At 35.1% G+C, this 20,992-nt stretch carries 22 protein-coding genes and 1 riboswitch; of the genes, 8 read left to right on the plus strand and 14 right to left on the minus strand.

The window, feature by feature from the left end:
• Positions 1–14 precede the first annotated feature (14 nt).
• A riboswitch (cobalamin riboswitch) is annotated at positions 15–195 on the plus strand.
• Positions 196–311: 116 nt separating this feature from the next.
• The gene (locus tag BLS98_RS14470; RefSeq protein WP_047098292.1) at positions 312–695 is read left to right on the plus strand and encodes an acyl-CoA thioesterase; all 384 of its coding nucleotides are present in this window, start codon (positions 312–314) and stop codon (positions 693–695) included.
• A gap of 57 nt (positions 696–752) precedes the next feature.
• Here BLS98_RS14470 and BLS98_RS14475 read toward each other — a convergent pair whose 3' ends face one another.
• Both BLS98_RS14475 and BLS98_RS14480 read right to left on the minus strand, forming a co-directional pair.
• The gene (locus BLS98_RS14475; protein ID WP_089737206.1) at positions 753–1,343 is read right to left on the minus strand and encodes an HD domain-containing protein; all 591 of its coding nucleotides are present in this window, start codon (positions 1,341–1,343) and stop codon (positions 753–755) included.
• Position 1,344: 1 nt separating this feature from the next.
• Positions 1,345–2,049, minus strand: coding sequence for an XAC2610-related protein (locus BLS98_RS14480; protein ID WP_089737207.1), 705 nt, complete (start codon positions 2,047–2,049; stop codon positions 1,345–1,347).
• 600 nt (positions 2,050–2,649) lie between these two features.
• Between BLS98_RS14480 and BLS98_RS14485 the strand changes: the two genes are divergently transcribed.
• From BLS98_RS14485 to BLS98_RS14505, 5 genes are all read left to right on the plus strand, one after another.
• Entirely contained in the window at positions 2,650–2,979 is a 330-nt protein-coding gene (locus BLS98_RS14485) for a PadR family transcriptional regulator (RefSeq protein ID WP_045499677.1), read from the plus strand.
• Positions 2,980–2,990: 11 nt separating this feature from the next.
• A complete protein-coding gene (locus tag BLS98_RS14490; RefSeq protein ID WP_089737208.1) occupies positions 2,991–4,709 on the plus strand; it encodes a PspC domain-containing protein in 1,719 nt (572 codons plus the stop codon).
• A gap of 314 nt (positions 4,710–5,023) precedes the next feature.
• Entirely contained in the window at positions 5,024–5,608 is a 585-nt protein-coding gene (locus BLS98_RS14495) for a 1-acyl-sn-glycerol-3-phosphate acyltransferase (protein ID WP_089737209.1), read from the plus strand.
• 52 nt (positions 5,609–5,660) lie between these two features.
• Positions 5,661–6,089: a PaaI family thioesterase gene (locus BLS98_RS14500; RefSeq protein WP_089737210.1), complete on the plus strand. Its 429-nt coding sequence runs from the start codon at positions 5,661–5,663 to the stop codon at positions 6,087–6,089.
• Positions 6,090–6,313: 224 nt separating this feature from the next.
• Positions 6,314–7,282, plus strand: a complete 969-nt coding sequence (locus tag BLS98_RS14505; RefSeq protein WP_089737211.1) for a chorismate-binding protein — start codon at positions 6,314–6,316, stop codon at positions 7,280–7,282.
• A 375-nt stretch (positions 7,283–7,657) separates the two neighbouring features.
• Here the strand turns inward: BLS98_RS14505 and BLS98_RS14510 are convergent, their stop codons facing one another.
• The 12 genes from BLS98_RS14510 to BLS98_RS14565 all read right to left on the minus strand — a co-directional run bounded on the left by BLS98_RS14510 (position 7,658) and on the right by BLS98_RS14565 (position 18,567).
• Positions 7,658–7,855, minus strand: coding sequence for a hypothetical protein (locus BLS98_RS14510; protein WP_066694630.1), 198 nt, complete (start codon positions 7,853–7,855; stop codon positions 7,658–7,660).
• 5 nt (positions 7,856–7,860) lie between these two features.
• Positions 7,861–8,463 carry a MarC family protein gene (locus tag BLS98_RS14515; protein ID WP_089737212.1) on the minus strand — a complete coding sequence of 201 codons (603 nt, stop codon included), beginning with the start codon at positions 8,461–8,463 and terminating at the stop codon, positions 7,861–7,863.
• 44 nt (positions 8,464–8,507) lie between these two features.
• On the minus strand, positions 8,508–10,247 hold the full coding sequence (locus BLS98_RS14520; RefSeq protein WP_089737213.1) for a BatD family protein: 1,740 nt from the start codon (positions 10,245–10,247) through the stop codon (positions 8,508–8,510).
• Positions 10,247–10,993 carry a tetratricopeptide repeat protein gene (locus BLS98_RS14525; protein WP_089737214.1) on the minus strand — a complete coding sequence of 249 codons (747 nt, stop codon included), beginning with the start codon at positions 10,991–10,993 and terminating at the stop codon, positions 10,247–10,249. The genes BLS98_RS14520 and BLS98_RS14525 overlap by 1 nt, the downstream gene beginning before the upstream one ends.
• A 99-nt stretch (positions 10,994–11,092) precedes the next feature.
• Positions 11,093–12,100: a VWA domain-containing protein gene (locus tag BLS98_RS14530; RefSeq protein WP_089737215.1), complete on the minus strand. Its 1,008-nt coding sequence runs from the start codon at positions 12,098–12,100 to the stop codon at positions 11,093–11,095.
• On the minus strand, positions 12,100–13,092 hold the full coding sequence (locus tag BLS98_RS14535) for a VWA domain-containing protein (protein WP_089737216.1): 993 nt from the start codon (positions 13,090–13,092) through the stop codon (positions 12,100–12,102). The genes BLS98_RS14530 and BLS98_RS14535 overlap by 1 nt, the downstream gene beginning before the upstream one ends.
• Positions 13,085–13,981: a BatD family protein gene (locus tag BLS98_RS14540; RefSeq protein ID WP_089737217.1), complete on the minus strand. Its 897-nt coding sequence runs from the start codon at positions 13,979–13,981 to the stop codon at positions 13,085–13,087. Before BLS98_RS14540 ends, BLS98_RS14535 begins: the two co-directional genes overlap by 8 nt.
• 56 nt (positions 13,982–14,037) lie before the next feature.
• Positions 14,038–14,901, minus strand: a complete 864-nt coding sequence (locus tag BLS98_RS14545; protein ID WP_089737218.1) for a DUF58 domain-containing protein — start codon at positions 14,899–14,901, stop codon at positions 14,038–14,040.
• Positions 14,902–15,037: 136 nt separating this feature from the next.
• The gene (locus tag BLS98_RS14550) at positions 15,038–15,493 is read right to left on the minus strand and encodes a GNAT family N-acetyltransferase (protein WP_089737219.1); all 456 of its coding nucleotides are present in this window, start codon (positions 15,491–15,493) and stop codon (positions 15,038–15,040) included.
• A complete protein-coding gene (locus tag BLS98_RS14555; RefSeq protein WP_089737349.1) occupies positions 15,493–16,497 on the minus strand; it encodes an AAA family ATPase in 1,005 nt (334 codons plus the stop codon). Before BLS98_RS14555 ends, BLS98_RS14550 begins: the two co-directional genes overlap by 1 nt.
• A gap of 284 nt (positions 16,498–16,781) precedes the next feature.
• A complete protein-coding gene (locus tag BLS98_RS14560; protein ID WP_139166127.1) occupies positions 16,782–17,174 on the minus strand; it encodes a hypothetical protein in 393 nt (130 codons plus the stop codon).
• Positions 17,175–17,265: 91 nt separating this feature from the next.
• Positions 17,266–18,567, minus strand: coding sequence for a hypothetical protein (locus tag BLS98_RS14565; RefSeq protein WP_089737221.1), 1,302 nt, complete (start codon positions 18,565–18,567; stop codon positions 17,266–17,268).
• A 238-nt stretch (positions 18,568–18,805) separates the two neighbouring features.
• On the opposite strand from BLS98_RS14565, the gene BLS98_RS14570 reads away from it, so the two are divergent.
• The gene (locus BLS98_RS14570; protein WP_089737222.1) at positions 18,806–20,143 is read left to right on the plus strand and encodes a peptide-N-glycosidase F-related protein; all 1,338 of its coding nucleotides are present in this window, start codon (positions 18,806–18,808) and stop codon (positions 20,141–20,143) included.
• 334 nt (positions 20,144–20,477) lie between these two features.
• Positions 20,478–20,948, plus strand: coding sequence for a DinB family protein (locus BLS98_RS14575; RefSeq protein WP_089737223.1), 471 nt, complete (start codon positions 20,478–20,480; stop codon positions 20,946–20,948).
• Positions 20,949–20,992: the final 44 nt, after the last annotated feature.

Below are 20,992 nucleotides of genomic sequence, written 5' to 3' on the forward strand. Positions count from 1 at the left end.
GAAAAAGTTTAGGCTTATTCATCACAGAAACTGGTTCTGCATAACCGCAGATTAAAAGGGAACCGTGTGAAAATCACGGACTGTCGCGCAACTGTAAGTAACTGAAATCTTTATCAAAAGATCCACTGTGCGAGGCATGGGAAGGAGATAAATGATGTTACAAGTCAGGAGACCTGCCGATTTCTTAAACAAAAAACTTTCGCGATTTGAAGTTTTATTGATCTGATGGATTGTTTCAGGGATTTCTAAAGTTCCTGTCATTATTCTGTTGTTTTGATACTATTTCATTTCGCCTTAATTAATAATGAAATATGACTACAGAAGAAAGAATTGAAGCTGCCGAAACCAGAATCTTTAAAGCGGTTTTCCCTAACACGACCAATCATTACGACACCCTTTTCGGAGGTACTGCCATGCAGCTGATGGATGAAGTAGCCTTTATTGCTGCGACCCGTTTCGCAAGAAAAAGAGTGGTAACAGTAAGCAGTGACAAAATCGATTTTAAAAAACCTATTCCTGCAGGAACAATCGTAGAACTTATCGGAAAAGTTTCATATGTTGGTAAAACCAGTATGAAAGTAAGTGTTGAGATCTACACAGAGCAAATGTACTCTTACGAAAGAGAAAAAGCAATTGTGGGTGACTTTACTTTTGTAGCCATTGATGAATTCAAGAAACCAATTCAGATACTATAAATAAAGAAGCTTCGGGCGCTCAAAGGCCGCCCGAAGCTCTATATCCTATTATTTTATTTACTTTAAAACTTTTCCCGTATCCAGGCTTCTACTCAACAACATTTCAAAAGCCTCTCCCATTTCATCTGATGCTCTGGTAATGGCATTTTCAAGCATATTTCTGATTTGCTTTTCAGTAACACCGGCTTCTGTCCAGCTCTTTCCTGAAGTATACGAATTCAGAATGAAAGGCATAATCCTATCGATGGAACAAGCAAAAATTGCATCCGGAGTAGCTTCTTCTTCAAATTCAAGCCATAGATTAAAGAATTCCGAACGTAAAGGTTCATCCAGAATTCCAAAGATTTTCTGTGCAGAAATCTTTTCTCTTTCAAACTTTCCTACCATAGCTGCTTCATCGAAAAGGAAAGTATCTCCTGCTTCAATCTCCACAAGATCATGAATAGAAAGCATTCTAATGACTCTCAACAAATTGATATCCTCACGGTTTCTCGCATAAGGATAAAGGATTTGAGCTAAAATAACGATCTGCCATGAGTGTTCTGCTGTATTTTCTCTTCTGGTATCGTCTGCATTGTAATTTCTTCGCTGTACGTTTTTCAGGGCATCTACTGCCAGGATAAAATCGATCTCTTTTTGAATCTTCATCTTACTTTTCTCTATTATATTGATCTGATGGATATACCTTGGTTCTGGTAGTCCATTTATTGTTTTTCTTTTCTTTTATAATGACTTTCACATACCCTTCTTCACTGCTGTCTTCTTCTTTTTCAAGCACTCTATCAAGTCCTTTTTGAGGAATTACTTCAAATTCTGTGGTGAAAAATCGGCAGCATCCATCCTTTCCAAAAGTAATAATGCGTTTACGAACCGGATCTGTTTCAAAAAAATCAAAATAATTTGATCCCAGGTCGGTAAGTTCTTTACTTTTTACAAAAGCCATTCTGGTACTATTAAATACATAAACGTCATAGGATGCCGAACTGTAGTTTCCCATATTTCCATTTCTTATAGCAAGGTCTTCCGTTCCGTCAAAATTAAAGTCACCAAAAATAAGGGGACTTTGATCCTTGGCTAATGGGATCACTTTTCCTCGTTCCAGTCTCTGTCCTTCTCCAAGATGCAGTACCAAATTATCAGACGTAAAAGTCTGTACTTTGGTGTTATTGTTATTAAATAATTCAACAGTACCTTTATCCATACACTGGTCAGTGAAACAATTGTCTATATGAATGATGGCATCATAGTTTTTAGAGGCATCTTTAACCCCAAACTGATATTGTCCAAAGCATAATGGACCTAATAATATAAAAGCGGATAAACTCCTGTAATAATTCAAAATATTCATTTTCATAGTTATATTGGATTCAAATGTTTTTATAACAACTTTCAAACAAAAATACGAATCATAGTTCCGATTTCAAAACTCAAATGTATTAGAGAAATAATAAACGATGATTAATAAGTGATGTTTGATGAAAGATAGAAACTGAAATTATTGCCAACTGCTTTTAATTTAAACACAAATTACACAAATGCTTTTCACAAATAGCACAATAATCTGAGGTAATTAATAAGTAATATCCATACCATGTTACCTAAAAATGTTTTTTATACCTTTTGTTATCCTGTAAGAATCTAAACATCCCAAACATTTTGTTCTAGAAAAAACCTTAATCTTTGATGCTATTTCCTTCCCTAGATTTAAAAATGCTGTCAGTTCTTTGAACTTTTTTAAAGATTTTTTCTCGAAAAACGAGATCATGAAAATTTAGACTAAAATTTATTAAACTGATTTTCAATTGATTAAATGTTTTATTTTTAAAATTTCACTACTTTGTATTGCATAATACCATTTTATTTACATATCTTTGTAATGTAAAATTAGAATAGGCTCAACTAGCTAGGAGCATCTTTCTAAAAATATAACCTTAATTAACAAAAATTATCAAAGATGAATACTGAAAATACCAAAGCGCAAATGCGAAAAGGGATTCTGGAATTCTGTATTCTAAGTCTCATTAATAATCGCGAAATGTACGTTTCTGATCTTATTGATGAACTGAAAAAAGGAAAACTGGATGTAGTGGAAGGTACCCTCTACCCTCTTCTCACAAGACTTAAAAACGGAGAGTTTCTCTCTTACAGATGGGAAGAATCTACAGGCGGACCACCCAGAAAATACTATCAGATCACAGAAAAAGGAAAACTTTTCCTGGATGAACTTCAAAATACGTGGAATGAGCTTACAGCTTCAGTAAACCAAATCACTCAACAACATTAAAAAACAAAGCTATGAACAAGACACTCTCAATAGGACTCGCAGGTTTTTCTTTTACAATAGAAGAACACGCATATATAAAGCTCAGCGATTACCTGAACGCTCTGAGAAGCTCACTGGATGCTTCTGAAGCCGATGAGGTAATGCATGACATAGAAATAAGAATGGTGGAAATCTTCAGAGATTCTCTGGGAAAACGTGAAGTAGTTAACGATACTGATGTAGAAAAAGTAATCGCACAGATCGGAACTCCTGAGAAAATTGAAGAACAGGAAGAGGCTTATTTTTCTGAAAAAAATACAACTAAAGAGACCAACACCGGCGCTCATTATACAGACAAAAAACAATTATTCCGTGACCCTGAAAAACAGAAAATCGCGGGTGTTTGTGCAGGTTTAGCTCATTATGTAGGAATGGACATTACAGCGATGAGAATCATCTGGGTAGTTGTTTTCTTAGTGATGATTCCTGCAGCAGGAAGCGCACTAGTAATTCTTCTGCTTTATCTGATCCTTTGGCTGGTACTTCCAAAAGCACAATCCGCTTCAGATTTCCTGAAGATGCAGGGAAAGCCTATGAACTTCGACAATCTTAAGAATGAGTCTAATAAATTGGTACAATTTGCCAATGAATCTACTCAGAGGGTCGGAGAAATCTACAACGAAAACAAGCCATACATTAATAATGCAGGAAGTGGAATCTGGAATATTTTCAAATATATCATTGGGGCATTCTCAGTATTGGTAGCTGTAGGAAGTATTATCGGAGTATTTGTATTATTTGCACTCTTCGGAATGGATACAGATTTCCCTGGAGCTAATCAGATCAGATTCTATATGGATGATAACGGTCTGGACAAAGTACTGGCAGCGATCATGATTATAGGAAGTTTAATTCCTGCTATCCTTTTCAGCTTATTAAGTATTAAGATATTCTCTCCAAAAACAAAACTGAGAAATCTTGGATGGGTAGTTGGCGGATTATTTCTTCTTCTGATTGGACTTGGAACTTATTTCGGAATCAGCATGGCGAAGAAAAATCTGATCTACAAAGGCAGTAAAGAAGATATTGAAAATGTAGCCATCAATACTACTTCCGATACAGTGTATGTAGATGTAAAACAGGTAAGCATTCCACAGAATTATAAAGCCTATGATGATGACGTTTATTCTGATAAAAAATCAGTGTATGAAGAAGATTATATCTCTGTAGAAGTAACAAGAAAACCGGAAGTAAAGACCCCTTATCTAATCATCAAAAAAGAAGGAAACGGTTATAATTTCCCTATTCAGGTAAATGTTCCTGTAGAGGTTGTAAATAATAAAGTAATGCTTCCTAACTACATTAAATATCCGTATGAACACAGATTCAGAGATTACAGAGTAAATTATGAACTTGTAGTTCCTCAAGGCACAATAGTAATTCCTGTTAAAAAAGACAGAATTGACTTTGACGGAGACCTGAACGGAGATGGTATGGATGATGATGACCAGGACAGAGATGAAAATCACAACGGAATCAGAATCGAGAAAAATAAAATCACGGTAAACGGTTCAAGCATAGAATATAACTCTGATGATAAAGACAGTGTCATTATTAACGGTAAAAAAGTTCCGAACAACCAGGCTAAGAAAGTTATTGATTCCGTAGCATCTGATATCAAGAAAATCAACAAAGATGTGGACATCAAAATAAAGGACGGAAAAAACGAAATATCCATAAAAACTAAATAATTAACTACAGAGAGTGGTAGAAGGTGTGAATGGAAAGCAACCGTTTGAAATTCACACCATTCTTCTCTCAGAAAAGTGAAAAAAAATTAACATTTAGTTCTTCATATGGAAAAATTGTTATAATTTCGTATAGTTAAAATTTAATAACCAACCAACACTAAAAAACACTCTTATTATGATACAATTTGCAATGGAATTCGTAATGAAAATCGTAGATTTAATTAACGGTTTGTTTTAAGAGCAATAATATTTCAATATATTTGTAAAAGTATAACCAAATTGGTTATACTTTTTTGTTTTTAATCCAAGAATCTATGAAAAAGCTGTTAGGCAAACTGATGTTAAAATTATTAGGATGGAAAGTTGTTCTGCAGGGCGATGTAAACGTCCTGGACCGATGTATCCTGGTGGTAGCACCGCATACCCATAATATGGAATACATTTTAGGAAACTTTGCCTATTGGTCCTTGAATAAACCTTTAAAAATCATTATTAAAGATGCTCACACCAAAGCTTGGTATGGAAGTATTGTAAAAGGACTTGGTGGTATTGGTATCGACAGAAGCCAGAAAAATGATCTTGTCAATTTTGTAGCCAGTCAATTTGCCAAAGAAAATTTCAGTCTTGTGATTACTCCAGAAGGAACAAGAAGCTGGGTTCCAAAATGGAGAAAGGGATTCTATCATATGGCTATGGCTGCAAAAGTACCTATTGTGTTGGCAGCTGGAGATTTTAAAAGAAATACCGTATACCTTGGCTATACCATTCCTTACGAAAGACTTGCATCTGTTCCGTTTTCTGAGATCATGCAGGAAATTCAGGATTATTATGTGAAAAACGATATTGTACCTAAGGTTCCGGCTAACTGGAATCCAAATATTATGGGTACAGGAGAATAATAAAAATAATTTCTCATCATCATTTATCAATCATCTCTTATCTATTATAACAATGAAAGGTCAGACAAAAGAAGAAATATTAGCATTCATCAATAACTGGGGCGGTGAAACCCTGGCAAAAGCAATGGAAATCAAATTCATTGATATTGATCTCGAAAATGAAACCCTTACCGCTACCATGCCGGTACTGCCAAGAACACACCAGCCTTTCGGAATCATGCATGGCGGAGCAAGCTGTGTACTGGCTGAAACACTAGGTTCAAGCCTGTCTAATATCTTTATTGACGGTGATAAATACTATGGTGTAGGAACTAATATCAACTCCAATCACTTAAGAAGTAAGAAAGATGGAATTGTAACAGCTACTGCCCGCTTCATCAGAAAAGGAAAAACAATGCACGTTTCTGAAATTGAAATCAGGGATGAAAAAGGAACGCTCATCAACCATACTACGATGACCAATAATATCATTAACAGATAGGTTGAATATCCATAAAAATGTAAAAGCTCAAAAAAAATTGAGCTTTTTTTATATCCTTACTGCAACGTTTTGTTTTTCTATTTCAAAAACAACATTTCCTTAAAAAACAGCTCATATAATTTTGACATCTTTAAGACTAATAATACCTTTGTAGAAAGGAAAATCAACTTCGGAATTTCCTATATTATTTCCGGTTAATGATTTTCAAAATCCGTTCATAACTCATGATTTATTTCAAACTTCCCTTCAATGAAGGATTGCATACTGTAGAGGAAACAGCTGATAAAAACGCAGTCAATTTTCATTCTTATAACAGCCTGAACCAGATCAACTTTAATGGAAACATCATCAAGGTTGAATCTGCAAATTGGAATGAAGTTTCAATTACTAATGAGTCCCTGGCAAATGACACAACGGATTTTACAGCAGAAACGAAGGAAGAATATTGCAGTACTTTAGAACAGGTAATTGAAGTGATTAAAGAAAACGATCTTCCCAAATTAGTTTATTCAAGGAGAAAGATCTTTACAGACTTTAATACAATTGATTTTAAGGCCAGTTTTGATAATCTATGTACAACTTATCCCAATGCCTTCCGATATCTGTTTAACGATGGGGAAAATGCGTGGATGGGTGCCTTTTCTGAAGTATTAGGCAAGTTTAATAAAGCTACCCATGAGTTTGAGACCATGGCATTGGCAGGAACTCTTCCCACAACTGAAGAATGGACGGAAAAAGAGATCGAAGAACAAAAACCGGTTACCACTTATATTCAGAATATTCTTAAAAACTATTCGGATCAGGTACAACAATCTGAAACCCATGACCACGTTTCCGGGAATATTAAACATCTTCGTACAGATTTTAAAACTACAATAAAACCTAGTGATCTTGACCGCTTAATTCAGGATCTGCACCCTACTCCGGCAGTTTGTGGTATTCCTAAAGATTTCTGCAATGAAAACATTCGGAAGTATGAAAAATTCCCCCGTGAATTCTATGCCGGTTATATCAAAGTGGAAACCGACGAAAACATCCTTTATTTTGTGAATCTTAGATGTGCAAGATTGTACAGGAATGCTGTGCATGTTTTTGTAGGTGGTGGAATTACCGCTCAGAGTAATCCTGAAAAGGAATGGATTGAAACAGAACTGAAATCTGAGGCTATTTTGAAAAATTTAGTTGTTTCTTAGGTAAGAAAGGGCGTTTTATTGCATTTTTTAACCACAGATTTTCTCACGATAAGTTTCTTTCATTTAAATAATGATAAGTCGGTTTAGATTCTTTCAGAATGCCAAAATGTATGGTTTAAACTGTTTCAAATCATTGTGAAATTCGTGAAACTATTTGTGCTATTTGTGTTTCAATATAAGTTTCGGCTAAAGCCAGATGAATTTTTATTGGGTTTATTTAGGCGGGCTAAAGCCCACCTCTATTGATGTTGATATCCTGATGGATAATCGTTAAAGCAATAGTTGTTTAACGACAAGATCTTTTATCTTTTATCTTTTATCCATAAAAAAACCTCCTTCAAAACGAAAGAGGCTATATCTATATAAATATTTAATTTACTTCTTTACACCGATTCGGCTCCAGGTATCCATAACAAAAAGCAGGATAAGACCTATTGCAGCAGCTGATGCAGAAAATACAAACTTGATGTTGTCTTCATCCGCGATAAGGTCATTCTGCCAGTTGATAGCATATAAATTAATAGCGATGAAAACGATGAACAGTACTAAAAATACTTTATAAAACTTCTTCATAATTTTTAAAAATTAACATAATTCAGCACCAATTGGGCAAAATTTGCAGTGAATAATTTAATTGAAATCGCTAAAAGGATAATACCGAAAACTTTCTGAAGAATCATCAAAGTAGCATCTCCTATTTTCTGCTCCAACCATTTCGCTGATTTCAGCACCAAATATACGAAAATTGTATTAAGAATAATTCCGCAAATAATATTAATATCATGAAATTCAGCTCTGAGGGATAGTGCTGTTGTTAAAGTTCCTGCTCCTGCAACCAGTGGAAATGCGATGGGTACGATGGACGCAGCCTTTGCCTCGGTGGTTTTATTGATCTCGATTCCTAAAATCATTTCAAGCGCTATGACAAAAATCACAAAAGCTCCTGCAATCGCAAATGAATTTACATCTACTCCGATGAGTTTTAGAATTTTATTTCCTACAAACAGGAAAACAATCATAATTACTCCCGCAGTAATTGCAGCCTTGCCAGCTTCAATCTTTCCGAACTTCTGCTGAAGGCTTACTATAATGGGAACTGAGCCGATAATGTCGATAACGGCAAAAAGAACCATAAAGCTGGTAACAATCTCTTTAATAGAGAAACCATCAAAAATTTCCATCTCTTTGTAATTAAAAATTTCGCAAAAATATGAAAATAAATTAACTATTTGCTAATTTGTGAATATAAATTAACAATTGTTTTCAAAAGTTCTTCTATCCCATCGTGAGATTTCACAGGAGCATATTTCTCCATCTGAATTTTCTGCTGCAATCTTACATATTGTTCAGCAACTGAAGAACCTTTGTGTTTTTCAAGAAAAGTCTTAAACTCGGCAACAGAGCCTTGAAAATACTGGTTTCTTACTTCCTGATCCAATTCTTCCAGTGTAACAAAAAACTTTTCATAATCGCCATTATCTTTGAGGTTTTCAAGATAACCAAAATAATCATTGATATCCGTTTTCAGCAACTCTCTGATTTCTTTTTCTGTTTCAGCCACAGAACCTAAGGGTTTTTGAGGTACGGTTTCCCTAACTAATGTACGTTTTTTTTGCCAAGTTTTAAATAGCAGATACACAACAAATAAACCTAAAAGAATAGCAATATTGGTTAAAAGAATATTCCAGTGGAATTTACTTTTTTCTTTTACTTTAAATGAAGTAGTTTTCAGAACCGGTGTATCTACCGTCTCCAAAAGGTTATTGGTATATTCATTTACCTTTTCTACTGTAGAACGGGATTCCATTACCTGATCATGGGAAAAAGCCTGGATATCCAATGTTTTCTGTCCCATATCCACATACTCTCTGTTTTCAGGATTAAAGAAAGCAAACGGTTCCGTTTTAATAGCAATAGCTCCTGATTTGTTAGGAATTACTACATAATTGGCAAAAATTTCCCCTTTCATCCCAGTGCTTCCCGGAGAAACCTTTGAAGTGATTTTTGGAGCAAAAACTTCATAATCGGGAGATGGTGCAATTTTCGGCAGTACCAGATCCGGTAAATTTCCTTCTCCGGCAACCTTCACTACAACATTCAATGGCTTTTTAGCCTCAGGCTTTTCTTTCGTTGTATTATAAACGCTTACGTTGAAATTTCCAACGGCATTTGTAAAACCGTCAGGAGCCCCTTCCGGAAGTTTTCTTACATTAATTTTTACCTTATTGGAAACAATTTTATTTTTATTTGAATAGGTACTTACCGATGCTGATACTCCTGGCACTTCAACATAGCCGGCCTCATTCGGGAATACCATAAACATCGCCAGGATCTGGGATGCCATATTTCCGTTATCAGACGGATCAATCTCAGACTTAGTGAAATTAATAGGATGTACATTGATATTTTCCTGTTGTGGAAGGCGGATATTCTTTACTTTTCTAAGGTTATCCATGTTTCTGGAATATACTTTCAGAACGGCAATGGTAGGCTGATCCTGATATACATCCCTGTCTTCAATCTCCATATTCAGATATACTTCATTGGAAGTAGTACTGGCTAAGGATTTCTTTTCAACAATATCCCGGATATTAACGTCGAAGGGTTCTGTTTTATAGATTTTATTATTGACAGTAACCAGTACTGACCCGATTTTGATTTTTCCTTTTTTCTTAGGTTCAAGAGCAATTCTGGATACTTTTTGAGTAATAAGTGTGTTGGTTGCAGGATCAATCACCGTGTTGGTTACAGATCCGCTGCCTATAATATTGAATTTTGAAAGATCCGGAAGCTGAAAACCTGTCTGCTGAACAAGGTCACTTCCATTCAGTTCAAGAACAATGGTAAGGTTAACAACATCCTTACCTCCATAGTCATTTTTGTCAGCATCAAGAGAAAGATTTACCTGTCCGTAAGTAATTACGGATGCTAGAGTAAGCAATATGTAAATCAATTTATCTTTCATCACCAATCTTTCTCGTTGCTTTCGGGCATCGAATAAGAATTTTTGTTTAAAATTCTTCTGGCGGTTTCTTTTTCTTTTTCGTTTATTTTATCTAAGAGCTGATTTTCAAGATTTTTTGGCATTCTGCCATCATTATTCTGATTTTGCTGAGGATTGCCCTGGTCGCTTTTACCTTCGTTTTGCGGCCCATTTCCCTGATCCTGCCTTTGGTCTTTTTTATCGCCTTTCTGATCTTCACCTTTGTTCTGATCGTTACCGCTACCGCCTCCTTGTCCGGATTTATTCTGCTCGCTTTTGTTTTGCTGCTTTTCTTTTTCTTTCAGCTTGGCAATTTCATAATTTTTACGGGTAGCCTCACTGTAAGGATTTTGTTTAAGCGCTTTTTTATAATAATCTGCCGCTTTTTCCGGCTGATTCATCTGCATATAGGTATTTCCTAAATTATGAAGAGCAGCAGCCTTGTCTGGAAGAGTCTGTGAAAGCTGTTGTGCTTTTTCAAACTCTGCTTTTGCTTCATCATACTTTTTACTTTTATACAGAGCATTTCCCATATTGTAATGGGCTGTAAAATCTTTATCATTGGATTTTACAGCTTCCATATATTTGGAAGAGGCTCCATCATAATCTTTACCGTCAAATTTCTGATTGCCTTCATGAACCAAAGTCCTGTAGTTTTCCTGCCCAAACAAGAAGCCTGAGAACGAGAAAGCAACTATAAACGATAAAAATATGGTTTTAGTATTCATTACTTGCAAAATTATTCCTTTATATGTTAAGAAACAGAGTTTTATTTGTTAAAATTGGGTTAAAGTACCTGTAGATTTTCTTCTATAAATAAAGGAAAACTATAGATTAAAATCATTTTTGGGATTAAAAATATAAATTAAAAAGAAGAACAGGATAGATACTGCTAAAAAATATTGATAATAATGGTTTGCATTCTGTGATTTCACTAGTGTTTCTGATCCTGAAGACTTCTTATTAATAGCATCAATAATCCTGTCCGGAGCTTCATTGATGTTATTTCCGTCAATATATGTTCCTCCAGTAGAGCCCGCCATTTTATTGAGAGCTTCAGTTTGTCTTTTGGAAATAACAGTACTTCCGTTGACATCTGTTTTATAGCCCATCAATTGTCCATCATTGTAGACAGGAACCGGTGCTCCTTCATCTGTTCCTATTCCTACAGAGGTAATGGTTATTCCTTCTTTATTGGCAAGTCTTATGGCTGCGTTGTCATTCCCTTCATTATCTTCACCATCACTTAATAATATAATTTTTCGGGATCCTTTGCTTACATTTTTGAATTTCTCAGTAGCAGCCTGCATTCCTTTCAGAAAGTCCGTACCCTGAATCTTCATAGAGTTGGTTTCAATAGCCCCAATATAAGTTTCCGCAGAATTATAATCTGTTGTTAAAGGCATTATTGATATAGCCTGCCCTGCAAAAATAACAATCCCAATCTTATCGTTCTTCATTTTAGACATGGTCTGCATCATCAGATTTTTGGCTTCCGTAAGACGGCTTGGCTCAATATCTTCAGCATTCATGGAGTTGGAAACATCCAGCATAAAGATCACATTATTCAATCTCTGATTGCTTTTCACCTCTTCAGAACCGTTCAGAAGATCAATAATTGAGAATATCAGAAATAATGTACCCAACAGATATAATGCCGGAAAAAACCTTGTAAATCCTGAATTCTTTTCAAATAAATTATCATGAAACTGGCTGGCAGCAAAGATCTCTCTCTTTTTCTTTCTCCATTTTAAAAAACGGATCAAAAAGGAAGCTAACAGCGGCAGCAGCAACAGTAAAAATAAATACCAGTAATTCCCTAAAGACCAACTCATTAGCTTAAAATTTTATAAAATACCCATCTCATTAATGCATCCAGTACCAGCATAGCCAACGCGGCCCATAGAAAGATCATGAAATACTCGTCATAGTTATACAGCTTTGATACTTTTACATCAGATTTTTCCAGTTGGTTGATCTCATCATATACTTCTTCAAGGCTGCTGTTGGAAGTCGCTCTAAAGTATTTCCCACCTGTGGTCTTGGCAATCTCTCTTAATGTATTTTCATCGATAGTCACCTCAGCTTCGGTAAAAATAAGGTCACCGAAAAAATCTACAGCTGTTGGCATCAGTGCATAACCATTTGTTCCAATACCAATGGTGTATACCTTTATATTATTATTTTTTGCCAGTTCTGCAGCAAGTTGTGGCGGAATTGCATTTTCTATATTGCTTACTCCATCTGTCATCAAAATGATAACCTTGCTTTTGGCTTTACTTTTAATCAAATGATTTACAGCAACAGAAAGTCCCTCTCCAATGGCTGTTCCTGGCTCAAGGCCCGTAGAATTAAGATTTTTGATCTCATCAATCACTACCTGATGGTCTGAGGTAACAGGAACTTTGGTAAATGCTTCAGCGGCATAAGCAACGACTCCTATTCTATCATTCGGGCGTTTCTGAACAAATTTAACAGCAATATCCTTCAGGGCAGTAATACGATCCGGATTTAAATCTTTTGCCAGCATACTGAGTGAAACGTCAATAGACAACATAATATCTACTCCTTTGGTATCATCTCTGTCCTGTGAAACCGTAAAGGTTCTTGGCCTTGCCATGGCAATAATAAGCGCTGTAAGAATGATATACTTTGACATTTTCAATAGGAAAAGAACCCCTTGTATACCACCGCTTGTTCCCATATTTTTTATGGTAGGAACTTTTATACCTTTTCTTTTCTTTTTACCCGCATCTTTTATAATAAGAGGAATAAACAGCAGAAAAAGCAGTAAAAACCACGGACTGTAAAACTCAAAATTAAACATCCTTTCTTAAGTTTTCGAATTCTAAATCTTTGGATGATCTTTTCACAAAGTCTTTAATGTCTGCAAAGTCTTTCTCCATCACAGCCTGATCAGGGAAGGTTTTCGCGAATTTCACCAGATCTCCTCTCAGGAATACATCCTCAATGATTTTCTCATTATCCTGAGAAATGGTATTATTCTTCTTCATCACATCAATAAGGTCATCTGTTAAAAGAACATCTGCAGGAAGATGATATTGTTTGGTAATAAAATTTCTAGATATTTCGATCAGTTCAACATAGAATGAACGGAAATTACCACCTTCTATATATTTTTTCTTTTTAAGAGAATCCAACTCTTTCAAAGTTTGATTGGTTGCTACTACTGGAGAGCTTTTCGCTTTCCTACCCCATTTCACGATCATAATAATAGCAATAATGAGAGCAATAACCGCCAATGCTGCCAGAATATAAAACTTGTACAGTTCCCAATAATCTTTGGCATCAAGCTTTACTTGCTTATTTTTCATGATATCATTAATCTGATCCGCTTTCTGAGCTGTGTTAATGACCTCTATTTCATAAGGAATAGTTTTAAGGATCTTATCTCCTACTTTAAACTCCAGTTCGGGAATGGTGAATTTTCCTTCTTCAAAAACTGCAAATTCTATTTTTCTTTCATATGAATTGGCATTTTGCCCGATACTGTCTTTGGTTTCTTCAAAGTGAAAAGGCAGCAATTCATTTTTGGCCGCAGAGTTCACCTGCTCATCATAAAGATTATCAATCTTAATAACAAGGTGATTGGTTTCTCCCAAAGCAATGGTTTTCTTCTCTACGTTGGAGGATAATATCTGTGAAAAAGCGTTTGCACAGACTAGAAAAGATAGTATTAAAAGTATTTTTTTCAATGTTAAATAATAATAAAGGCTAAAGCCTAAGTTTTATTGACGAACAAAACCCGTCGTTATTTTTTCTGAAAATAATTATACAACAATTTTGAATAATCCGAACCGGTATTTACATTCATAAAGCTGGCTGAACTATTGGCAAAATCTTCTTCCAACGCTCTTAATTTCTGTTTCTGAGCTTCTGCAAAGGTATATCTCCATCTTGCACTGGAAGTATTTGCCCATATTTCGTTTCCTGTTTCAGCATCATATAGCAAAGTGTATCCTACATCAGGAATTTCATTGTCTTTTTCATCATAGATTCTCATTCCTAAAAGCTGATGTTTCTTTGATGCTACTCTCAGCATTTTAGAATCATATTCGTCCTGAAAATCTGAAAACAGAAAGACCAGAGATTTTCTTTTGAAAATTCCCATCATATATTCCAGTGCCTTATCTATTTTAGATTCTGCCGGAACATAATCTGCCGTAAGAATATTGCTGATGATAGAAAGGATATGCTTTCTTCCTTTTTGAGGAGGAATTACTTTATATACCTTATCTGCAAACAGGATCAATCCTACTTTATCATTATTTCCGGCTGCTGAAAATCCCAGACTGGCTGCTATTTCTGCAACATATTCTCTTTTCAGCTGAGCTTTTGTTCCATAATCCATAGAGGCGGAAATATCCACGACAATCATCATGGTTAGCTCTCTTTCTTCTTCCATTACCTTTACGAATGGTTCGCGGAAACGTGCCGTTTTATTCCAGTCGATTCTTCTGATCTCATCGCCAAACTGGTACGGGCGAACTTCTGAGAAAGTCATACCCTGCCCTTTAAAGGCACTGTGATATTGCCCCATTAAAGCAGCTTCCGTCTTTTTTCTGGTACGGATTTCTATCTGCTTTACTTTTTTTACAATATCTTTTATCTGCATAGAGGATTGTTATGTTTAAAGTTGAAAGTTTTGGGTTTAAGGTTTTCGGGATTCGAGATTCGAGATACGAGTTTCGGGATTTTCAGTATATGTTTTAAATATATGATTATAGTCTCTAATTCCCGTCTTCTAATTCTTACTTAAACTCAATAGATACGTTCAACCATTCGTCATCAAACTTTGGACTGTATTTTTTATAAAAATTGATGGCAGGTTCATTCCAATTCAATACCTGGAACACCATTCCGCTGTAGGCATTTGATTTCCCATATTCTACTGTGGCATCAAACAGAAGTTTTCCGATCTGTTTTCCTCTCATTTTCTCTGTTACTACTAGGTCTTCAAGATAAAGTCTTCTCCCTTTCCAGGTTGAATATCGATCATAGTATAATGAGATACCTACAATTTCACCATTCACTTCAGCAACAAAAGCACCCCAAACCGGAGATTTTCCAAAGCCATCTTCAGTAAACTCGTCCAGAGTTACTGTTACCTCGTGTAATGCTTTTTCGTATTCTGCCAGCTCTTTAATTAATTCCAGCATGGAATTGCAGTCATCCTGAACTGCTTTTCTGATTATAACGTCACTCATTATGGTGCCTGGATTTTTGCTAAAATTCTATTAATGATTTCTTCTGTTGTTATTTCTTCTGCTTCTGCTTCAAAAGTTAAGCCCATTCTATGTCTCAATACGTCTTTAGCCAATGCTTTTACGTCTTCAGGAATTACAAAAGCTCTTCCTTTTAAGAATGCATAGGCTCTTGAAGCAATAGCAAGGTTGATGGATGCTCTTGGAGAAGCACCAAAACTGATATAATTTTTAAGTTCGGATAATCCATAGTTTTCAGGATAACGGGTTGCAAAAACCATATCCAGAATATATTTTTCTATCTTTTCGTCTAAATAGATCTGATTAATCAACTCCTTCGCATCAACAATATCCTGAAGTCCGATCACCGGATTTACAGTTGGCTGATGAGAAGTAGAAACCATTCTCATTACCTGTCTTTCATCTTCAAAAGCTGGATAATCAATGGTACATTTCAGCATAAAACGGTCACTTTGTGCTTCCGGCAAAAGGTATGTTCCTTCCTGGTCAATCGGGTTCTGAGTAGCCAGTACCAAAAATGGTTTTGGAAGTTTCATAGTTTCGTCACCAATCGTTACCTGCTTTTCCTGCATCACTTCTAAAAGTGCTGACTGTACTTTTGCAGGAGCACGGTTAATCTCATCCGCAAGAACAAAATTCGCAAATACCGGACCTTTTTTTATAGAGAAATCATTGTCTTTGATATTGAAAATCATAGTTCCCACGACATCTGCCGGAAGTAAATCCGGTGTAAACTGAATTCTGGAGAACTCACCATGAACAGCATCTGCCAGGGTTTTGATGGCTAAGGTTTTTGCTAATCCCGGAACTCCTTCAAGAAGAACGTGACCATTTCCTAAAAGCCCGACTAATAGACGGTCTACCATGTATTCCTGCCCAATAATCACCTTGTTGATTTCCTGTCTCAGAAGAGAAAATAAGTAGTTTTTTTCTTTTACTTTTTCCGTCAACTGACGGATATCCTCGGCTTGATATGTATCTGACATAGCTTGATTTAAAATAAGTGGTAAATTTCTGATAAATACTTGCATTAATCAACATAATGAATGCCATATTTGAGTTAAAGTTTGTTAAATATTCCGGGTTTAACAAACATTTTAGAATTCAAAATACATTCTTTTGCGATAATTCTATTGTAATATTTCAATCTTTTATATTAACATTCAATTCATTATAAAAATATGTTGTGACAAATAATTATCACAACATATTTTTATCAATTGATATAACAGCGTTTATTTTAGATATTCTATCAGAATAAAAAAATCAATTATTCGTAAGCTATATCTGAAGATTCTATTTTTTTTATTTCTGACTTATTTAAAATAACATCCTGAATGATGGTATTTATTTCATTAAATCTTTTACCATTTGAACAAAACCATCCATCATCACGATTGTGTATATATTTTACAGAAAAATCTTCTATGAAAAGTTCATCGTATATTTTAGGATTAGTCCCCCATTTAGAACAATCAATTTCATGAGGAAAATTTTGAAATTGATTTTCGGAAAATGCCTTTACTATCTTTTCCCTTTCATTTTCTGTTAATATTATTTTTATTTTGATGGTATCATCACTATATCTTCTTTCAAAAATATTAGTTTTTGAATTGTAACTATCAGTTAAGCTTTCATAGCCAAATGAAGGGTTAGGGTTCAACTTTACTTTTCTATTACAAGAAACCAGGAATAACGAACAACAGATTGCTAAAAAAAACTTGGAGTTTATCATGTATTCCTTTTACACAGAATTAAAGTTTTGTAATGTTTATTGTAAATGCACCTTCCGGCATATCTACTGAATCTTCATAAGATCCTACATTAATATAATATTCAGTTCCTGCACTGGTTGTAATAGTCATTGTTTCAGCAGAGCCTCCGCCGCCATTATCTTGTGTACCTACACAAACCAAACTGTTACAATTTCCAGTATAGACTCCTATTTTAGGATCAAAAGAAGCTACTCCAGGAGCAACCTTAATGGTATACTGACTGCCATCTCCTGTAAATTTAAACCATAAACCATCGTTCATCCCATCATTAGCACATGCTAAAATAAATCCACCGTTATTTGTGGAAGACATTCCATCAGCCTGTGTATAAGCATAAGGAAATGCAGAAACCTGCAAAGCTCCGGAACATGCATCATTTACAGGTACAGGAGGAATTGTTTTAAAAGTATAATCTGCACAGCCTAAAGACTCTCCGTTAGCAGATACAGCCGTTACTTTTAAATAATAATTAGTATCATTGTTAAGTACAGTGGATGGAGAAAGGTTATAGCCTACACCATTTACAGTTTGATGGTTGATAACATCAGTTCCGCCAGGTGTTGTCCCCAAAGATAATCTATAAGAAGTTGCTCCCATTACAGATTGCCAGCTAATACTAGGTGACAAAGGAATAAATTGTGCATTATTGGCAGGAGAAATCACCAAAGGACAACCTGGAGCAAGATTAGTTGTTAAACCTGAAATAGTTACCGCAGATTTATAATCTACTCTTATCCCTCCCGGTGGAGAGGCTGGATCAACAACATTACGATCTCCTTTATAAACAAGAGCAGAATTCTGTATATAAGGATAAACACGAAAGACTTCATCAAAATTATTAATATCGATACTTGGCGAATTTTCTTTGGCAGCTACTACCAGATTATCAATATTATTATAAGCAAATGGAGTAGTAAAAACAATTTCAACTTTGTTCCCATTTTTACTAACAGCCCCTGCAAATACCTGAGTCAGTTCAGCAGCTGGAACCCAGTCTGTATTGGATGCAAAGGATATTTTGGGAGTATGACCAAGATAGACAGTCCAGTTAGAAGAATCTGTAATTAAAGCTGATGGATCAAGATAAAATGTTAAGCCTGTTATATTTCCTGCGGCATTAGCATTCACTTCCTGCTTCGGATAGATCTGCTGAACATAGGAATAGGAAAAAAAACTGCTTATAGGTGCAGATCCTACATTACTGCTTCCAATATTGATATTGATCTGAGCTTTAACTGCTAACACTACAAAGAACAGAGATAAAAGTAAAATTCTTTTCATTATTAATAATATTACCATTGAATACAATGCTAATTTAACAATAAAATATTGATTATTGTAATAAAAAAAATATTCAATTATATCTATTAACTCATATGAATGCTTTCAATACAAATTTCTTTATTTAATTAAAATATTTAAACATTCAACAATAAAAGATCGATTAGCTTAAAAACAAAAACAAATAATCGTTATTTTTAATGCATATTTTAATATATTTACATTAAATATCAACGATATGTATAAAAGACTATTTTTTGCAAGTCTATTTCTTACAGGCCTTTTCAAATCACAGACAACCACTGTGACGAATTTGATTTCAGATGCTGTATATTATGACGGCTATGCCCCTACTACCACTCAACCCGTTCCTTCCGGTCTCATAAGGTTAGGTAACACAAGATATGCAAAGAAGCTTACAGATGCAGAATTAGATTCCTTTAAAGCAAAAATCGCAATGAGAGTAACCATAGGTGCTCTATGTGATAATTACGATCGTCTGGGAGAGGTATTTTTGGCACTGGTTCCCAAAAACCAACCTACCTATACTATGAATGATGCGAATGTGAAAAGAATTGAAGCAGCCCGCTACATCACTCCGTTCATGAATAAAAACCGAGCTCCAATAGAAGTTCCATTCACTTATGACATCAGCAACCTGAACAGCGTATTTCATAATACAGAACTGCGAAATGCTTATGATATGTATATGGAACTTGATGTTTTTGGAGTACCTTATGCTGCACAGACACAAGTTGCAGGCTGTGCAAATAGAATTGATGTTTTTTCAGGAAACCTAACTTTCTTCTCAACTGACGCAGGAGCCACTCCTACAGATTACAATACACTGGTTCCTATATTAAGTTATAATAAACTCAACAACTATAACAGTACTGATGTTTCAGGAGAAACCGTAAGACTTGTCACCTTCAATCTTCCTACAGCTGTCAGCAATGCTCGCTTTTTTGTAATCTCCACTCCGCATGGAGCTGGTACAGGAGGTGAAGAATATGTTAGAAGACAAAACTACACCTATATAGATGATGTACAGGTATTGACCTATACTCCAGGTGGAATTTCCTGCGAACCTTTCAGAGCATATAATACACAAGGTAACGGAATCTATCAAAGTGCTCCTGCAACATTTGCACAATGGACTTCATGGAATAATTGGTGCCCAGGTAATTCGGTTCCTATCAGAGGTTTTACTTTACCCTCTATGACTGCCGGAAATCACACTTTAAAACATACAGTCCCTACTGCAGTTTTCAATGGAAAGGATGGTGATGTATTTTTATCTGTTTATATGCAGGGGAAAAGCAATGCTTCTTTACATGTAAAGGATGTAAAAACGATAGATGTTAACATCTATCCCAATCCTACCACTGATTTTGTTAATGTAAAATCGAAAGAGGATGTAGCATCAATGACCCTTTTCAGTATAGATGGAAGAAAATTGGCGGAAATTTACAGAGAAAACAGAATCAATCTTTCATCATACAATACTGGAGTCTATTTTCTCAATATTGTTTTGAAGGACGGAACCACTTTTAAGCATAAAATCATCAAAAAATAATCAATTTCAAAAAGAAAAGGAAAGCAAATCATCCTTAATGACCTCTTTGAAAAGGATAAAACAATTCATAAAAAACAGTTAACAAAATAATAAAAAACCCTTCTTTGATGAAAATCATCGGAGGGTTTTTAGCTTCATAAAAATTGATAAATATCTAAAAAGGAGAAGTTAAATTTTCTAAAACCCATTATGATCCCGTCAAATTTCCCCATAAAAAGAAAATAATAAATAATGCGTGTTTTCGGCATTATAGAACTTTTACTTTAATCCTTTACTCAAAAAATTGTCATTTTCAGTTTATTAAACTATTTTTGGTGATTAAAATTTCTGCAAAATGAATTATCATTTTCAAGCACACAGACAGGTAAGAAGAAACCTTTTAGATATCCTGCAGAACACATCTCATGAGGATCTTCTGCTGATTCCGGATGGCTTCAACAACAATATTTACTGGAATATTGCCCATACAGTTGCTACTCAGCAGCTTTTGCATTATTATTTAAGCGGAAACCCTTTCCGTATTGATAAATATTGGGTTGAAACGTACAAAAAAGGAACGTTACCGAACTTAAATGTTCAAAAATCTGAGGTAGAAGATCTGGAGTTTTTACTTACAGAAACCTCTAAGATTTTAATGAAGGATTATGACAGCGATTTCTTTTCAGATTACACTCCTTACACCACAAGTTTCGGGATGGATTTGAAGAGCATTCAGGATGCCATTATCTTTAACAATATGCATGAAAGCCTACATTACGGGTATGTAATGTCGCAGAAAAGAGCAATTTTAGGAGAAAAATACTAAATGTTCTAGGCTTAAAGTTATGGGAACAAAAAGATTAACTCTTT

This window comes from Chryseobacterium jejuense (assembly GCF_900100075.1).
Lineage (GTDB): Bacteria > Bacteroidota > Bacteroidia > Flavobacteriales > Weeksellaceae > Chryseobacterium > Chryseobacterium jejuense.

Bases quoted from the DNA above. Each gene is read 5' to 3' on its own strand.
- BLS98_RS14470 (WP_047098292.1), top strand. From the start codon at position 312: ATGACTACAGAAGAAAGAATTGAAGCTGCCGAAACCAGAATCTTTAAA.
- BLS98_RS14510 (WP_066694630.1), bottom strand. From the start codon at position 7,855: ATGAAGAAGTTTTATAAAGTATTTTTAGTACTGTTCATCGTTTTCATC.
- BLS98_RS14505 (WP_089737211.1), top strand. From the start codon at position 6,314: ATGATTTATTTCAAACTTCCCTTCAATGAAGGATTGCATACTGTAGAG.
- BLS98_RS14550 (WP_089737219.1), bottom strand. From the start codon at position 15,493: ATGAGTGACGTTATAATCAGAAAAGCAGTTCAGGATGACTGCAATTCC.
- BLS98_RS14555 (WP_089737349.1), bottom strand. From the start codon at position 16,497: ATGTCAGATACATATCAAGCCGAGGATATCCGTCAGTTGACGGAAAAA.
- BLS98_RS14500 (WP_089737210.1), top strand. From the start codon at position 5,661: ATGAAAGGTCAGACAAAAGAAGAAATATTAGCATTCATCAATAACTGG.
- BLS98_RS14575 (WP_089737223.1), top strand. From the start codon at position 20,478: ATGAATTATCATTTTCAAGCACACAGACAGGTAAGAAGAAACCTTTTA.
- BLS98_RS14515 (WP_089737212.1), bottom strand. From the start codon at position 8,463: ATGGAAATTTTTGATGGTTTCTCTATTAAAGAGATTGTTACCAGCTTT.
- BLS98_RS14475 (WP_089737206.1), bottom strand. From the start codon at position 1,343: ATGAAGATTCAAAAAGAGATCGATTTTATCCTGGCAGTAGATGCCCTG.
- BLS98_RS14565 (WP_089737221.1), bottom strand. From the start codon at position 18,567: ATGAAAAGAATTTTACTTTTATCTCTGTTCTTTGTAGTGTTAGCAGTT.
- BLS98_RS14535 (WP_089737216.1), bottom strand. From the start codon at position 13,092: ATGTTTAATTTTGAGTTTTACAGTCCGTGGTTTTTACTGCTTTTTCTG.
- BLS98_RS14490 (WP_089737208.1), top strand. From the start codon at position 2,991: ATGAACAAGACACTCTCAATAGGACTCGCAGGTTTTTCTTTTACAATA.
- BLS98_RS14480 (WP_089737207.1), bottom strand. From the start codon at position 2,049: ATGAAAATGAATATTTTGAATTATTACAGGAGTTTATCCGCTTTTATA.
- BLS98_RS14545 (WP_089737218.1), bottom strand. From the start codon at position 14,901: ATGCAGATAAAAGATATTGTAAAAAAAGTAAAGCAGATAGAAATCCGT.
- BLS98_RS14570 (WP_089737222.1), top strand. From the start codon at position 18,806: ATGTATAAAAGACTATTTTTTGCAAGTCTATTTCTTACAGGCCTTTTC.
- BLS98_RS14520 (WP_089737213.1), bottom strand. From the start codon at position 10,247: ATGAAAGATAAATTGATTTACATATTGCTTACTCTAGCATCCGTAATT.
- BLS98_RS14525 (WP_089737214.1), bottom strand. From the start codon at position 10,993: ATGAATACTAAAACCATATTTTTATCGTTTATAGTTGCTTTCTCGTTC.
- BLS98_RS14485 (WP_045499677.1), top strand. From the start codon at position 2,650: ATGAATACTGAAAATACCAAAGCGCAAATGCGAAAAGGGATTCTGGAA.
- BLS98_RS14530 (WP_089737215.1), bottom strand. From the start codon at position 12,100: ATGAGTTGGTCTTTAGGGAATTACTGGTATTTATTTTTACTGTTGCTG.
- BLS98_RS14495 (WP_089737209.1), top strand. From the start codon at position 5,024: ATGAAAAAGCTGTTAGGCAAACTGATGTTAAAATTATTAGGATGGAAA.